This window comes from Streptococcus sp. 9.1 (genome assembly GCF_016648815.1).
Lineage (GTDB): Bacteria > Bacillota > Bacilli > Lactobacillales > Streptococcaceae > Streptococcus > Streptococcus salivarius_E.
Genome location: NZ_JACLQS010000016.1, coordinates 1 through 15,097, shown reverse-complemented (window position 1 = coordinate 15,097; position 15,097 = coordinate 1). Strand labels below are relative to the sequence as shown.

Here is a 15,097-nt window from a genome sequence, read left to right as displayed (position 1 = left end):
GGGCATGAGTGTTAACTACGACAAGGTTTTGACAGCCGATGGTCGTCAATGGCTTTCATACCTAACAGCAAGCGGTGTCCGTCGTTACGTTGATATTGCAACAGTTAAAGCTACAGAAACTAAGCCAGAAGTTAAACCGGTTGCTAAACCAGTGGATAAACCAAGTCTTCCAGAATCAGGCACTTATACCTTCACAGGTCGTGCGTCAATTAAGGCAGAAGCTAAAGTTTCAAGCCCAGAATTGGCTTACTATGATAAGGGTATGAGCGTTAACTACGATAAGGTTTTGACAGCTGATGGCCGTCAATGGCTTTCATACATGACAACAAGTGGTGCTCGTCGTTACGTTGACATTGCAGCAGCCAAGGCAGAAGCTAAACCAGAAACAAAACCCGTTGCTAAGCCAGCCGATAAACCAAGTCTCCCAGAGTCAGGTCGTTATACCTTCACAGGTCGTGCGTCAATCAAGGCAGAAGCTAAAGTTTCAAGCCCAGAGTTGGCTTACTATGATAAAGGTATGAGTGTTAACTACGATAAGGTTCTCACAGCTGATGGTCGTCAATGGCTTTCATACATGACAGCAAGTGGTGCTCGTCGTTATGTTGATATTGCAGCAGCCAAGGCAGAAGCTAAACCAGAAACAAAATCCGTTGCTAAGCCAGCCGATAAACCAAGTCTGCCAGAATCAGGCCGTTATACCTTCACGGGTCGTGCGTCAATCAAGGCAGAAGCCAAGGTTTCAAGCCCAGAGTTGGCCTACTATGACAAGGGTATGAGTGTTAACTACGATAAGGTTTTGACAGCGGACGGTCACACATGGCTCTCATACATGACAGTGAGTGGTGCTCGCCGTTACGTCGATATTGCTTAATGAGATAAAGAATCAGGTTGGACAATATGTCCAGCCTTTTCTGATAGCCTCTCTTTATCATGAGATTGAATTTTTCAATTTTTGTGACGTCTTTTGGAGTGCTATAATGGTTAATATAGAATCGAGGTTATTATGAAAATCGCGTTGGTACAGATGGATGTCGTTCACGGACAGCCTGTGGAAAATAAAAAACACGTCATAGAGATGCTGGAAAGGGCGCTTGATGATAATCCTGATGTTATTGTGCTTCCTGAAATGTGGAATACAGGCTATGCTTTAAATGAACTTGATGGGCTTGCGGATAAGCATGGATTGGACCCTCAAGAACTCTTGTCTCATTTTGCTAGGAAACATGCTGTGGCTATTATCGGAGGGTCTGTTGCTATTGAGCAATACGGCAAATTCTACAATACAACCTATGTCTATAATAAGTCTGGGGACTTAATCAATACCTATAGCAAGGTCCATCTCTTTGGCCTTATGGCAGAGGACCAGTACATGTCTGCTGGGTCGAATGAGTCTGTTTTTGAGCTTGATGGTGTGATAGCTGCCAGTGTCATTTGTTATGATATCCGTTTTCCTGAATGGGTGCGAACACAGATGGCACAAGGGGCCAAGGTACTTTTTGTGGTAGCGCAGTGGCCGGAACCTCGAGTGCAGCAATGGGAGATTTTGTTAAAGGCGCGTGCAGTTGAAAATCAAGCTTTTGTAGTTGCTGTCAATCGTGTTGGAGCAGGACCGGACGATATCTTTTCAGGACATTCTATGGTTATAGATCCACTTGGAAATGTGGTCTTACAAACCAAGGAGCATGAGGAGGGAATTTTTACGGCTGATATTAATCTTGAAGAGGTAGATAAGGTTCGAGGTCAGATTCCTGTTTTTGAGGATCGTCGCACGGACTTGTATCATTAAGGAGTGTTTATGTTATTTGAAGAATCTGACTTATTGAAGGCATTGCCAGAGCAGTTTTTTGCAGGTTTGGTTGCTAAAGTTAATGCCAAGGTGGCGGAAGGAGCAGATGTTATCAATCTTGGTCAGGGCAATCCTGACCAACCAACCTATGACCATATTGTTGAGGCGCTTTGTACCTCAGCGAAAAATCCTGCTAGCCATAAGTATTCACAGTTTCGAGGCAATCATCCTTTTAAGGAAGCTGCTGCTAGTTTTTACAAGAAACATTATGGGGTTGATTTGGATGCGGAGCGTGAGATTTGTGTCATGGGAGGTGCTAAAATTGGGCTTGTGGAATTACCCATAGCTTTGATGAATCCAGGTGACCTCCTGCTCCTACCTGACCCAGGATATCCTGATTATTTATCAGGAGTGAGTCTAGGACGTGTAGCCTATGAGACCTTTCCTTTGACGGCTGAAAATGATTTCTTGCCTGATTTGGATGCCATTCCTGAAGAGACAGCTCGGCGTGCTAAGTTTATCTATATCAATTATCCAAATAATCCTACGGGTGCTGTGGCGACTAAGGCCTTTTATGAAAAGTTGGTTGCCTGGGCTAAGACTTACGAAGTTGGTGTGGTGAGTGATTTAGCTTACGGAGCTTTGGGCTATCGAGGCTATGAGAATCCTAGCTTCTTATCAACACCTGGTGCTAAAGATGTGGGCGTTGAGTTCTATACTTTCTCGAAAACCTTCAATATGGCTGGTTGGCGTTTGGCCTTTGCTGCTGGGAATGATCAAATGATTGAAGCCTTAAATCTGATTCAAGACCATCTTTTTGTGGGAATCTTTCCTGCCTTGCAGGAGGCTGGGATTGCAGCCCTCTTAGATCCTAAATCTGAGGAGGCTGTTGCTCAACTGAATGCGACTTATGATAGCCGTCGAGATGCTTTTGTCCAGGCAGCTGCTAAGATTGGCTGGAAGGCCTTTCCATCCAAAGGTTCTTTCTATGCTTGGATGCCTGTACCAGAGGGTTACACTAGTGAGAGTTTTGCGGATCTTTTGCTTGAGAAAGCCCATGTTGCTGTGGCACCAGGTAAAGGATTCGGTCCTGCAGGAGATGCTTATGTTCGTATCGGGCTTTTGGTAGAGCCAGAACGTCTGGTCGAAGCAGTCGATCGTATTGCCAACTTGCAATTATTTAATAACTAGATAACAATCATGAAACAAGTAGTTGAAAAAGACTGCTTGTTTTTTTTCATGTTAATTTCAATTCTTCCTTGACAAATGAATAAAAATACAATAAACTAGTTACATATTTATTCAAAAGGAGTGCATAAATGAAAATTTCAATCGTTGGTATCACTGGTTATAGTGGTTTAGAGTTAGTTAAAATTTTGAATAATCATAAAAAAGTGGAACTTGTTTCTATTCACGCAACCAAGGAAGTGGGCCGACGATTGTCTGATGTGTATCCCTATCTGACAGGTGTTTGTGACTTAGAAATTGAAGCTTACGATGCGGAAAAGATTATGCAAAAGGCGGATTTGGTTTTCTTTGCCACACCTTCAGGAGTCGCTAGCTCGCTAGCAGAGGAATTTGTTCTAGCTGATTTTCCTATTATTGATTTGTCTGGCGATCATCGCTTGCCAGCAGATGTTTATCAAGAATGGTATAAAAAATCACCTGCTAAGCAGAGTGTTTTGAATAAATTTACATATGTATTATCAGAATATGCAGATGTGAAGGATAGGAAATTTATTGCCAATCCTGGATGCTATGCGACAGCGACAGAGTTAGCCTTGATTCCTTTGGTGGCAGTTAGTTTGATTGAGACGGAGAGTGTCATTGTGGATGCTAAGTCTGGTTTAACTGGTGCGGGTAAGGCTTTGAGTGAGTCTAGTCATTTTGTCAATGTTCACGATAATTACGTGACTTATAAACTCAATCATCATCAGCATATTCCTGAGATTGTTCAAACCTTGCAGGTCTTTAATCCGGAAATGCCTGAGATTCAGTTTTCAACGTCGCTTTTACCCGTTAATCGTGGAATCATGGCTACGGTTTATTGTAAGTTGAAGAAGGACGTGACTGTAGCTGATGTAGCTTCAGCATTCACGAAGGCTTATGATGATAAACCTTTTGTACGTGTGCAAGATAATTTGCCAGAACTACACAACGTTATTGGATCGAATTTTACAGATATTGGCTTTGCCTATAATGAGAAAACCAATGTTCTGACAGTTATTCGGTCATTGATAATCTGCTTAAAGGAGCAGCTGGACAGGCAGTGCAAAATCTCAACCTCATGCAAGGGTGGGATGAGACGGAAGGTTTGCTTCTGACACCGTCATACTTGTAGATGTAAGCATAGAGTTAGGAGAAAAAATATGAAAGTCATTGAAGGAACAATTGCCAGCCCGTTGGGATTCTCAGCAGATGGGCTACATGCAGGATTTAAAAAGAGAAAAATGGATTTTGGTTGGATTGTCTCTGAAAAACCAGCCAGTGTCGCAGGGGTTTACACGACTAATAAGGTGATTGCAGCTCCTCTGATTGTGACCAAGACCTCAGTTAAAAAGGCTGGGAAAATGAAGGCCATCGTTGTTAACTCAGGTGTAGCCAATTCTTGTACAGGGACTCAAGGATTGGAGGATGCTTACACCATGCAGGAGTGGACCGCTGAAAAGTTAGGTGTTGAACCAGATTTGGTTGGTGTGGCTTCTACAGGGGTTATCGGTGAGTTGCTACCAATGGATACCTTGAAAAATGGCCTTTCCAAGTTGGTGGTTAATGGGAATGCTGATGATTTTGCTAAGGCAATTTTGACGACTGACACAGCGACTAAGACCATTGCTGTGACGGAGACTTTTGGTCGTGATGTTGTCACTATGGCTGGTGTCGCTAAGGGTTCAGGTATGATTCACCCGAATATGGCAACCATGCTTGGGTTTATTACTTGTGATGCCAATATTTCTAGTGACACCCTTCAATTAGCCTTGAGCCAAAATGTGGAAAAGACCTTTAATCAGATTACAGTTGATGGGGATACATCAACTAATGATATGGTTCTTGTCATGTCAAATGGTTGCACGCTCAATGAAGAGATTCTGCCAGGTACACCAGAATTTGATAAGTTTTCAAAAATGCTTAATTTCGTGATGCAAGAACTGGCTAAGAAAATTGCCAAGGATGGTGAAGGTGCCAATAAACTCATCCAAGTTGATGTGGTTAATGCCCCTAATGCCCTTGATGCTCGTATGATGGCAAAATCTGTTGTCGGTTCAAGCCTGGTCAAAACAGCCATTTTTGGTGAAGATCCTAACTGGGGGCGTATTCTAGCTGCTGTTGGTTATGCCGGTGTGGACGTTCCTGTGGACAATGTTGATATTATGCTTGGCGGTCTGGCAGTCATGCTAGCCTCTAGTCCTGTGACCTTTGATGATGAGGAAATGAAAGACATCATGCATGAGGATGAAGTGACCATTACGGTAGATCTTCATGCTGGACATGAAAAAGGAACCGCTTGGGGTTGTGATCTTTCTTACGATTACGTTAAGATTAATGCCCTCTATCACACTTAGACTATCTAAGGAAAAGGAGTTAACTGATGACTACTGAATATATTGTAATTAAGATTGGTGGAGTAGCCAGTAAACAGCTAACTCCTGAGATACTGACCAGACTGTCAGAATGGCAGCAGGCTGGTCAAAAAATAATCATCATCCATGGGGGTGGTTTTGCTATTAATCAGCTGATGGAGGAGAATCATATTCCAATTCACAAGGTCAATGGTCTTCGTGTGACTGGTCAGTCAGATATGGCCTTGATTAGAGAAGCTTTGGTTGACATAGTTGGGAAAAACTTAGCAGGTGAGCTGACAACTGCAGGTTTGCCAGCCTATCAGGTCATAGATGAGCTTCCGGACCTTGTTCATGCTGATTTCTTAGATCAAGAGACTTATGACTTTGTGGGTGAGGTCAAAAACATCACCAATCAGACCTTAGTAGCACTCCTTTCTCAAGGCAAGATTCCCTTGATTCCTAGCTTAGGCTATAGTGAGCAGGGAGATTTGCTCAATATCAATGCGGATTACCTTGCTAGAGCTGTGGCAATTAGTCTAGGTGCCAAAAAACTTATCCTCATGACAGATGTCAAAGGAGTTTTAGAGAATGATCAGGTTTTAGATCATCTGAATCTTGTGGACGTTCATAAGAAAATAGATTCAGGTGTGATAACTGGGGGCATGATTCCTAAAATTCAAAGTGCTGTTCAGACGGTTGAATCTGGTGTTGAGCAGGTCATTATTGGTGATAACCTGACAGATGGTACCATAATCAAGGAGTAAACGATGACAAAATTATTTTCAAATTATAAACGGGCAGCGATTGATTTTGCTTCGGCACAGGGCAATTATTTGACTGATACAACTGGCAAGACCTACTTGGATTTTTCATCTGGTATCGGGGTAACTAACCTGGGCTATCATCCCTCTGTCAATCAGGCTTTGACAGAGCAGGTGGGTAAGATTTTGCACCAGCCTAATCTTTATCACAATCAGTTGCAAGAAGATGTTGCTGGACTTTTAATTGGTGACAAGGACTATCTAGCCTTTTTCTGTAATAGTGGTGCAGAGGCCAATGAAGCAGCCATAAAAATCGCCCGAAAGGCATCAGGCAAACAAGAAATCATTACCTTTCAAAATTCCTTCCATGGTCGAACGTTTGGATCCATGTCTGCCACTGGTCAGGATAAAATCAAACAAGGCTTTGGTGAAGGTGTGCCCCACTTTAGCTATGCTATTTTCAATGACATAGATAGTGTCAAGGCCCTAGCTAGTGACGAAACAGCGGCTATTATGTTGGAGTTGGTTCAAGGGGAATCAGGTGTTCAACCTGCTGATAAGGACTTTGTTAAGGCTTTGGCTGACTTTTGTAAGGAGACGGGTATTTATCTTATTGTAGATGAGGTTCAGACAGGACTTGGTCGTACTGGTAAGCTTTATGCTTATGAGCACTATGATATTGAACCAGATATCTTTACTCTGGCAAAAGGTTTGGCAAATGGGGTGCCAGTTGGTGCCATGCTTGCTAAGTCATCTCTTGGAGAAGCCTTCTCTTACGGAAGTCACGGCTCTACCTTTGGAGGAAATAAACTGGCTATGGCGGCGGCCAAAGCTACGCTTGAAGTTATGTTGGTCCCAGGTTTTCTAGATACTGCCCTTGAAAATGGAAACCAGTTACAAGCAAAATTGCAGGCAGCTTTATCTGATAAAGAGACGGTTACCACTGTACGTGGCTTGGGTTATATGATTGGGATTGAGACTACTGGCAATTTAGGAGAATTGGTCCAGTCGGCTCGAGATAAGGGGTTAATTGTCTTAACTGCAGGGACAAACGTGATTCGTCTTTTGCCACCAATCACCCTAAGTGATGCTGAAATTGAAAAGGGTGTGGCTCTCCTATCAGAAATATTTGACTAGAACATAAAAATCACTTGATTCTTGAATCAAGTGATTTCTTTTACTCATTGTCAGTATCAATCTCGCTGAGAAGTCCTTTAGCTGTTGTTGTTGGCAGAATACGGACACGATTAAGTGAGAGAAGACCATCCTTGGCACTGGCTAGCCCTTCGTTGGTTGTTAGTCCTAACTTGTAAGTTTTCTTAGCTAGGTCAAGTGTCGTTTGATTGTAGCGACCTGATGGGTAGGCAATGGTATTGACCTTGGTATTGAGTTTATTTTCAAGGAAGTCAATAGAATCCGTTAATTCAACCTTTTGTGTCGCCTTATCAGTGGTTGACAAATCGGGGTGATTAACCGTATGAGACTGGAAGCTCATACCGTGAGCCATCATTTCTTTCATCTGTTTGACGGTAAGATTTCCAGCATTTCCTTTCTTAACAAAGCCAGTGATCACATTATTGGTTGCTTTAGCCTTGTATTTTTTGAGAATAGGATAGGCAATGGTGTAGAAATCTTCGTTACCATCGTCAAAGGTCAGCCAGACAACCTTCTTAGTAGGTAGAGCGTTTTCAGTGAAGGCCTTATAGGCTTCTTCAGGCGTTAGGAAATAGTAACCTGCCTTTGACAAAGCCTTGATTTGTGCTTCGAAGAGGTCTGGGTCAACGATAAGGTTAGCGTTAGAAGCTTCGGATGGATCCATGACGTGTACCGCATGATACATGAGGATAGGGATTTGGACAGGATCGTCATAGGTTTTCCATTTAGCTGTCGTCTTAGACTGACTGGTCTGAGCCTGTTGTTGCTTGCTTTTCGACTGATTTGGTCGGTTAAGCATAAAGACTGCTAGTAAGCCAAGAAGGACAATATTTAGGAAAAGCAGAAGAAGGTTCAGTTTCTTTCTGTTAGCTTGAGTTGTTTTTTTCTTTTGAGAAGTCATTGTATCCCCTTTCAAATAGGTCTAGTTATTATTCTAACAAAAATGGGATGGAAATGCACAGAATTTTCAGTAAAAAGAATACTTGCCTCCTTAAATGGCAACAATATTCTGTCAATTCCGATAGAAATGTGGTACAATTAAAAAAATGTATGTTTTTAAGGAGAAATCGTAAATGTCTATTAAAATTGGATTGCTTGGCTTTGGTACAGTAGCTAGCGGTATTCCTTTCCTCTTGAAGGAAAATGGTGAAAAGGTTCTTGCAGCCTCACGTGACCAACTCGAAATTGCCAAAGTTTTGGTTAAAGATGACGAGGAAAAAAATCGTCTTATCGCTGCCGGAAACGACTACAATTTTGTCACAAATGTTGACGAAATCCTTAATGATGAAGAGATTCAAATCGTTGTTGAATTGATGGGTCGTATCGAGCCAGCTCGTACCTTCATCACAAAAGCACTTGAAGCAGGTAAAAACGTTGTTTCTGCTAACAAAGACTTGATTGCTACTCATGGAAAAGAGTTGATTTCTCTTGCCCAAGATAAGGGAGTGGCTTTCTACTATGAAGCTGCTGTTGCTGGTGGTATTCCAATTTTGCGTACTTTGGCTAACTCTTTGACGTCTGATAAGGTGACACGTATCCTTGGTGTGCTTAACGGAACATCTAACTTTATGATGACTAAGATGGTTGACGAAGGTTGGTCATATGAGGACGCTCTTAAGACTGCCCAAGAACTTGGTTATGCTGAAAGTGATCCAACTAACGACGTTGAAGGTATTGACGCTGCTTATAAAGCTGTTATCCTTAGCCAATTTGGATTTGGTGCCACAATTGATTTCGACGATGTGACTCACAAGGGGATTACAAACATCTCTACTGATGATGTAGCTGTTGCTCAAGAATTGGGTTATGTCATCAAATTGGTTGGTGATGTGCGTGAAGTAGAATCAGGTATCTCAGCAGAAGTGTCCCCAACATTCTTGCCAAAAAATCACCCACTTGCTAGCGTCAACGATGTCATGAATGCAGTCTTTGTTGAATCTATCGGTATTGGCGAATCAATGTACTACGGTCCAGGTGCTGGTCAAAAACCAACAGCAACATCTGTTTTGGCAGATATTATCCGTATTGCTCGTCGTCTTTCAGATGGCAATGTTGGTAAACCATTTAATGAGTTCCGTCGTGACTTGCCATTGGCTAATCCAGCAGATGTTAAGAGTAACTACTACTTTGCCCTTGATACGCCAGACGAAAAAGGTAAAATCCTTCACTTGTCTGAAATCTTCAACTCAGAAGATATTTCATTTGAACAAGTCTTGCAACAAAAAGCAAATGGCACAACAGCTCGTATCGTTGTGATTACACATGCTATGTCTAAGACACAACTTAAAGCTGTTACTGAAAAACTTGAAGCAGCAGAAGATTTCACAGTTGTCAACACATTGAAAGTTTTGTCTAACTAATTGATAAGCCCATACTGGTGCGTATAAGAAAGGTATTCAAGGAGAAAAGTCGCTGATGGCTTTCCTCCTTTTGGTGTATTATTATGAAAATTACTGTTCCAGCAACATCTGCCAATATTGGTCCAGGTTTTGACTCTGTGGGTGTTGCCGTTTCTAAATATTTGACAGTCGAGGTGCTTGAACCAGTGGATGCATGGCATATCGAACATGATTTGGGCGATATTCCTTCAGATGAAAATAACCTCCTCATTTCAACTGCCTTGCAAGTTAAGTCTGATTTGCAGCCCCATAAATTGGTGATGACATCAGATATTCCCTTAGCGCGTGGGCTAGGTTCTTCAAGTTCTGTTATTGTCGCAGGAATCGAGTTGGCCAATCAATTGGCAAACTTGCAGCTCTCAGACGATGATAAACTTGATATTGCAACCAAGATTGAAGGTCATCCGGACAATGTTGCCCCAGCTATTTTTGGGAATCTCGTTGTAGCCTCTTATGTGGATGAACATGTTAATAGCATCGTGACAGACTTTCCAGAGTGTGCCTTTGTAGCCTTCATTCCGAGCTATGAACTTAAGACATCTGATTCACGTGGGGTACTTCCAAGTGACCTGTCTTACAAAGAAGCTGTAGCTGCATCATCTATTGCCAACGTTGCCATTGCTGCCCTCTTTGCAGGCGATTTGGTTAAGGCAGGACATGCTATTCAAGGGGATATGTTCCACGAACGCTACCGTCAAAAATTGGTTAAAGAATTTGCGACTATTAAGGAATTGTCAGGTCAATATGGTGCTTATGCGACCTATCTTTCAGGCGCTGGCCCAACAGTTATGACCTTGACGCCAAATGATCAGGCTGAAGCTCTTAAAACGGCTATCGATGGTCTTGGTTTAGATGGTGAAACCTTCATCCTATCTGTGGATAAAGCAGGTGTTGTCGTTGACTAGAAAAAATCAAGGGCTACTCTTTGGTCTAGCCACCTATATTCAATGGGGATTTTTATCCCTTTTTTGGAAGCTTTTAGCAGGTGTTTCGGCTTATAACACCTTCTCGTGGCGGATTGTTTTTACAGTGGTGACTATGCTGACTTACGCCCTAGTCGCTAAGCAAAATACACGTTTCAAAAAGGAGCTTGTAGAACTTTGGCAAGATAAGAAAGCCTTGCTTCGTATGCTACTTGCTAGTTTTCTCATAGCAGCTAACTGGTTGATTTATATCTATGCTGTGGGTCATGGTCAAGCGACGCAGGCTAGCCTGGGCTATTACATTATGCCTATTGTTTCTATCCTGTTTGCCCTCATTTTTCTTCGTGAATCATTGAGTAGGACCATGTGGGCAGCAGTAGTATTGGCCTTTATAGGAGTACTGGTTCTTGTTGCCAATACAGGAAAACTTCCCATGGTTTCATTGGGGTTAGCTCTGAGCTTTGGTTTCTATGGTCTAATCAAAAAAGGGGTTAGACTCTCCAGTGACGTAGCCATGCTAGTAGAAAGCGGCTTGCTACTACCTTTTGTAGCTATCTATCTTGTTTTCTTTTCTCCAGAATCATTTTCTTCCTATTCGAGCATGGAAATGTTTCTCCTAGCCATATCCGGTGTGGTGACGGCCGTTCCATTGCTTTGCTTCTCAGAAGCAGTCAAAAGGGCGCCGCTTAACCTTATTGGTTTTATCCAGTATCTTAATCCTACGATTCAACTTCTCGTAGCCATCCTCATTTTTGGTGAGACGGTCAGCTTTGGAGAGTTGAAAGGCTTCCTCTTTATCTGGATGGCCATACTAGTCTTTGTAACTGGCCAAATAGTAACATTTCGTAGAAGTTCCTGATAGCTATCGGGAACTTTTTATAATGTCGACCTAAAAATGAGCCAAGTTTATCTGACAATTTTAGAACTTTAAGATATAATAGTAGTATTAGATTAAAATAGCGGAGAATTTTATGCGAAAAATGAAAAAGCTAGTGAGCTATCTGCTTCTGCTCGCTATCCCAGTTGCCATCGCTGCAGGTCTGTTTATCTTTAACGGTTCAGGTTACCGTTTGTCAGAAAAAGATGCAGCAGACATTGCTTACAAAAATGCAGGTGTCAAAACTTCTGAGATCTCTCAATCAACAGTTTCAAAAGCACGTTCTGGGCTTCACGGAAGTTATGAGATTAGTTTCACAACGTCAGACAACCATTTTGAGTATACGATTGACGGTCAGTCAGGATCTATTTTGAAACATAAGAGTGACCATCCAACATCTAAGGATGAGGATGATACTCAAAAAAGTGAAGAGCCTAAAGACGAGACTCAACCTAGCGAAAACAAGGAAGAGACAGCAGTATCTAAAGAAGCTGCGCAAACGACAGCTCTTAACCATGCTGGCCTAGCTGAAGGTTCTGTGACCAACTTGAAAACGGACTTGAAGACTGAAGGAGACGGTAAAGTCTACAATATCAGCTTTGATTATGCTGCTAGCGGTCTACGTTATAAATACGCGGTAAATGCTGATTCAGGAGCTATCGTAGCCTATACGACTGAGTATCTGACAGGGGCTGCGACTCCTGCTCAGTAGGTCGCAGATAGGGTGAAAAGCTCTCCTTATTATTGAGGAAAATCCTTGCAATTTCTCTGAAATGGTGTAAACTTAAAGTGAAAACGGTAACAGTAGTTGTAAAAGTTGCCGTAGAATCAAGGAGGCTTTGACCATGAAAGAATTCCAAGCATTTAAAGACACGCTTAGCAATAAGGCTCTCAAAGCCATTTACGAAGAAAGTAAATTGGAAGTTCAAGACGAAACAACTGAAGGTACAGAAGCCTTCTCACTAGCTTTGGCGACCCAAATGGCTATCAATCTACTCGAAAGCTATGAAAAATGGCTAAAAGAAGAAAGAGCTAAGGGAGATAAATAAGATGAAATCCTTGTCGAAAGACAGGGATTTTTCTAATGGAAAATAAAGTTATCTAGAATGTAGATGATCTGTCTTGAAATATCTATAATGCCATCATTCATGTACTCAAAAAAAATAAATGCTTTTACTTATGATAAATGAGCCATTTCTTGTGGAAAAGGTCACGATTTTAGCCGATGTTTTGTTACAATGGTTTCAGCAAGTTCCTTAAGAGAGGAGTAGAAAGATGATTTTCTTGGTGGTTAGGATAATTACTATGATGTTTGGGGGTATAGTTACTTACCTGCTATTGTGTTATTTTATTAGTCATACACAGTCCGAACATGTTTTAATAAGAGCACATCAAAGACGAGTTGCAGCTGGGAAAAGGCTCAAAGATGTTTGTGGGCTTGAATTAAAAGTTCATAAAGAACATTTTCAGAAGGATTTTGAAGGAAAGTGATGGTGAACTTCATGGAGTTAATTAAATCATTTCTTGTGGCGCCCTATTTTCTTGGGATGATTCTTGGTGGTGTGTTTTTAGGGATTTATGTGTTGATAGATAAGATTATTAAGAATCCGATAAAAGATATCAATTATTATAAAAAGTTTGTAGAATCTTACAAAGAAGAAGCAGATTTTTATAAAATGTCCTCCGAAGAGTATAAAACGATGGCAATAACTTACCGTAAGAGATATTTGGAAAGCCAAGCAAAGTTAGAACTTGTCATGAAAGGTAATAGTAGCCATTGAAAATTGTGAGGAAAAGTAGGACAGAGGACCTACTTTCAAATTCAAAAATCAATAAGATTTCCATCACAATTTCATTTGTCTTGGTCTTAAAATTGTGATAAAATAAGACCATTCAGAGGTGCTTTGAAGCCCATTTGTCACAGGAAGCGGTGGTACTGAGAAATCCGCACAAATGTCAAAGCTGGTTGCTGATGGTCAAATTGAATCAAGAAAGCTGTGAGTGGTTGTCACTCAAAATTGGGTGGTACCGCGGATACACATTCGTCCCTGTCATAGTTATGGCAGGGATTTTCTATAGCTTTTAAAGAACTAAGACCGAAGGTCACAGGTGGATTTAGAGATATCGATGCAGACGGAGCGCAAGCGAGGTCTACGTTCCTATCAGAGGAGGGTGACATGAAGCAATCTTTTGAGACCAGTAAATTGTACTATGGTTTTCCCATTTTTATCTTGGGTTACCAGGACCAGACACATGGCTATAATGTGACGACTTGTAGTTCTTCCTATAGTCTAGGAGATTGGCTCGTCATCGGGGTTGGTAGTGAGGAAAATGCGGCAGACCAGATTAAGCATTATCAGAAGTTCACAGTGAATATTCCTGATGAGAGTTTAATGCTTGAGATGGAGCAGGCTGGTTTTATTAGTCATCGTGAAAAGATTGCTAAATTCGGCTTAGATTTCCAACCTTCTAAACTGACACAAGCACCTATACTGGATGCTTGCCCAGTCGTATTGGATTGCCAGGTAGACAGAATTATTGAGGAAGATGGTATCTGTCATATCTTTGCTAAGATTCTAGACCGTCTGGCTGAATCTGATTTGTTGGATGACAGGGGACATTTTAAAAATGACCGCTTTGCACCGACTTACTTTATGGGAGATGGTTATAAACGTGTCTATCGCTATCTAGATGACCGAGTCGACCCCATGGGAAGCTTCATCAAGAAAGCGAGGAAGAGGGATGAAAAGAGCTGAGTTGCCAGAACGAATCGAAACGGAGCGACTCGTCTTACGAAATCGTACATTGGCGGATGCAGAGGCAATTTTTGACTTTGCCAGTCGTCCAGAAGTCTCCTACCCAGCTGGTTTTCCACCCGTCAAGACCTTGGAAGATGAAATCTATTACCTAGAACATATCCTTCCCGAGCGCAATCAAAAAGAAAATCTTCCAGCAGGCTATGGGATTGTGGTCAAAGGGACTGATAAGATTATCGGCTCTGTTGATTTCAACCATCGCCACGAAGACGATGTGCTTGAGATTGGCTATACCTTGCATCCAGATTATTGGGGCCGAGGTTATGTACCAGAAGCAGCGCATGCTTTGATTGATTTAGCTTTTAAAGAACTGGTGCTTCATAAGATAGAATTGTCTTGCTTTGGCTACAATATCCAAAGTCAACGAGTTGCGAAAAAATTAGGATTTACCCTTGAAGCTCGCATAAGAGACCGCAAGGATACCCAAGGCAACCGCTGTGATGATTTGAGATATGGCTTGCTGAAGAGTGAGTGGGAGAGTTTAAGTAATGTTTAGTGGTCATTCAATCGTTACTATTAATAATTATGATTTAATTCAGGTTTCTGATATTAAAAATTATTCTGCAAATTTCAATCCACACTTATATTTTATTTTAGGTATACCTAGATGGTATTTTAAAAAAGTTAGGAGTTGTTTTTTTGATAGGACAAAAGTAAAATATACAGTTATAAGTGAAGATGGAACTGAGTATTCTAATACTTTCCGACTTACGGATAAAAAGGGCAACTTGCTTAAAATTAATAAACTTGAAATTTCAAGAGATTCGCTTTTTTTAACTATAAATGGAACAGAAAAATATTCTGCAACAAATATTAT

Annotated in this window: 15 protein-coding genes and 2 pseudogenes; 16 read left to right on the top strand and 1 reads right to left on the bottom strand. The window is 41.4% G+C overall.

The window, feature by feature from the left end; translation table 11 throughout:
* The 7 genes and pseudogenes from H7T93_RS08715 to H7T93_RS08685 form a co-directional block, all read left to right on the top strand.
* Positions 1–871, top strand: an 871-nt coding sequence (locus H7T93_RS08715; RefSeq protein ID WP_201041825.1) for an SH3 domain-containing protein, incomplete at its 5' end; no start/stop codon positions are given.
* A gap of 132 nt (positions 872–1,003) precedes the next feature.
* Positions 1,004–1,786 (top strand): carbon-nitrogen family hydrolase, encoded by a 783-nt coding sequence (locus H7T93_RS08710; RefSeq protein WP_175057434.1) that lies wholly within the window; start codon positions 1,004–1,006, stop codon positions 1,784–1,786.
* 9 nt (positions 1,787–1,795) lie between these two features.
* Entirely contained in the window at positions 1,796–2,977 is a 1,182-nt protein-coding gene (locus H7T93_RS08705; protein WP_048676254.1) for a pyridoxal phosphate-dependent aminotransferase, read from the top strand.
* 128 nt (positions 2,978–3,105) lie between these two features.
* Positions 3,106–4,127: pseudogene (gene argC / locus H7T93_RS08700) on the top strand (N-acetyl-gamma-glutamyl-phosphate reductase).
* Between the two features lie 28 nt (positions 4,128–4,155).
* Entirely contained in the window at positions 4,156–5,349 is a 1,194-nt protein-coding gene (gene argJ, locus H7T93_RS08695; RefSeq protein WP_201041823.1) for a bifunctional glutamate N-acetyltransferase/amino-acid acetyltransferase ArgJ, read from the top strand.
* Positions 5,350–5,375: 26 nt separating this feature from the next.
* On the top strand, positions 5,376–6,113 hold the full coding sequence (gene argB / locus H7T93_RS08690; RefSeq protein ID WP_175057436.1) for an acetylglutamate kinase: 738 nt from the start codon (positions 5,376–5,378) through the stop codon (positions 6,111–6,113).
* A gap of 3 nt (positions 6,114–6,116) precedes the next feature.
* The gene (locus tag H7T93_RS08685; protein WP_073685618.1) at positions 6,117–7,247 is read left to right on the top strand and encodes an acetylornithine transaminase; all 1,131 of its coding nucleotides are present in this window, start codon (positions 6,117–6,119) and stop codon (positions 7,245–7,247) included.
* Between the two features lie 40 nt (positions 7,248–7,287).
* Here the strand turns inward: H7T93_RS08685 and H7T93_RS08680 are convergent, their stop codons facing one another.
* On the bottom strand, positions 7,288–8,166 hold the full coding sequence (locus tag H7T93_RS08680; RefSeq protein WP_048676240.1) for a polysaccharide deacetylase family protein: 879 nt from the start codon (positions 8,164–8,166) through the stop codon (positions 7,288–7,290).
* Positions 8,167–8,338: 172 nt separating this feature from the next.
* Between H7T93_RS08680 and H7T93_RS08675 the strand changes: the two genes are divergently transcribed.
* The 9 genes and pseudogenes from H7T93_RS08675 to H7T93_RS08635 all read left to right on the top strand — a co-directional run.
* Positions 8,339–9,625, top strand: coding sequence for a homoserine dehydrogenase (locus H7T93_RS08675; RefSeq protein WP_002890168.1), 1,287 nt, complete (start codon positions 8,339–8,341; stop codon positions 9,623–9,625).
* Between the two features lie 83 nt (positions 9,626–9,708).
* Complete coding sequence (thrB, locus tag H7T93_RS08670) at positions 9,709–10,569, top strand: homoserine kinase (protein WP_037604149.1); 861 nt, start codon at positions 9,709–9,711, stop codon at positions 10,567–10,569.
* On the top strand, positions 10,562–11,446 hold the full coding sequence (gene rarD, locus H7T93_RS08665; RefSeq protein ID WP_037604151.1) for an EamA family transporter RarD: 885 nt from the start codon (positions 10,562–10,564) through the stop codon (positions 11,444–11,446). The genes thrB and rarD overlap by 8 nt, the downstream gene beginning before the upstream one ends.
* 112 nt (positions 11,447–11,558) lie before the next feature.
* The gene (locus tag H7T93_RS08660; RefSeq protein WP_037604153.1) at positions 11,559–12,176 is read left to right on the top strand and encodes a PepSY domain-containing protein; all 618 of its coding nucleotides are present in this window, start codon (positions 11,559–11,561) and stop codon (positions 12,174–12,176) included.
* A gap of 133 nt (positions 12,177–12,309) precedes the next feature.
* Positions 12,310–12,513, top strand: coding sequence for a hypothetical protein (locus H7T93_RS08655; protein ID WP_037604154.1), 204 nt, complete (start codon positions 12,310–12,312; stop codon positions 12,511–12,513).
* Between the two features lie 453 nt (positions 12,514–12,966).
* Entirely contained in the window at positions 12,967–13,245 is a 279-nt protein-coding gene (locus H7T93_RS08650; RefSeq protein ID WP_142246463.1) for a hypothetical protein, read from the top strand.
* 396 nt (positions 13,246–13,641) lie between these two features.
* A complete protein-coding gene (locus H7T93_RS08645) occupies positions 13,642–14,220 on the top strand; it encodes a flavin reductase family protein (RefSeq protein WP_037604157.1) in 579 nt (192 codons plus the stop codon).
* Positions 14,207–14,776, top strand: coding sequence for a GNAT family N-acetyltransferase (locus tag H7T93_RS08640; RefSeq protein WP_037604158.1), 570 nt, complete (start codon positions 14,207–14,209; stop codon positions 14,774–14,776). Before H7T93_RS08645 ends, H7T93_RS08640 begins: the two co-directional genes overlap by 14 nt.
* Positions 14,769–15,097 (top strand): annotated as a pseudogene (locus H7T93_RS08635) (type I restriction endonuclease subunit S); the annotation flags it as partial. The gene H7T93_RS08640 and the pseudogene H7T93_RS08635, both read left to right, overlap by 8 nt.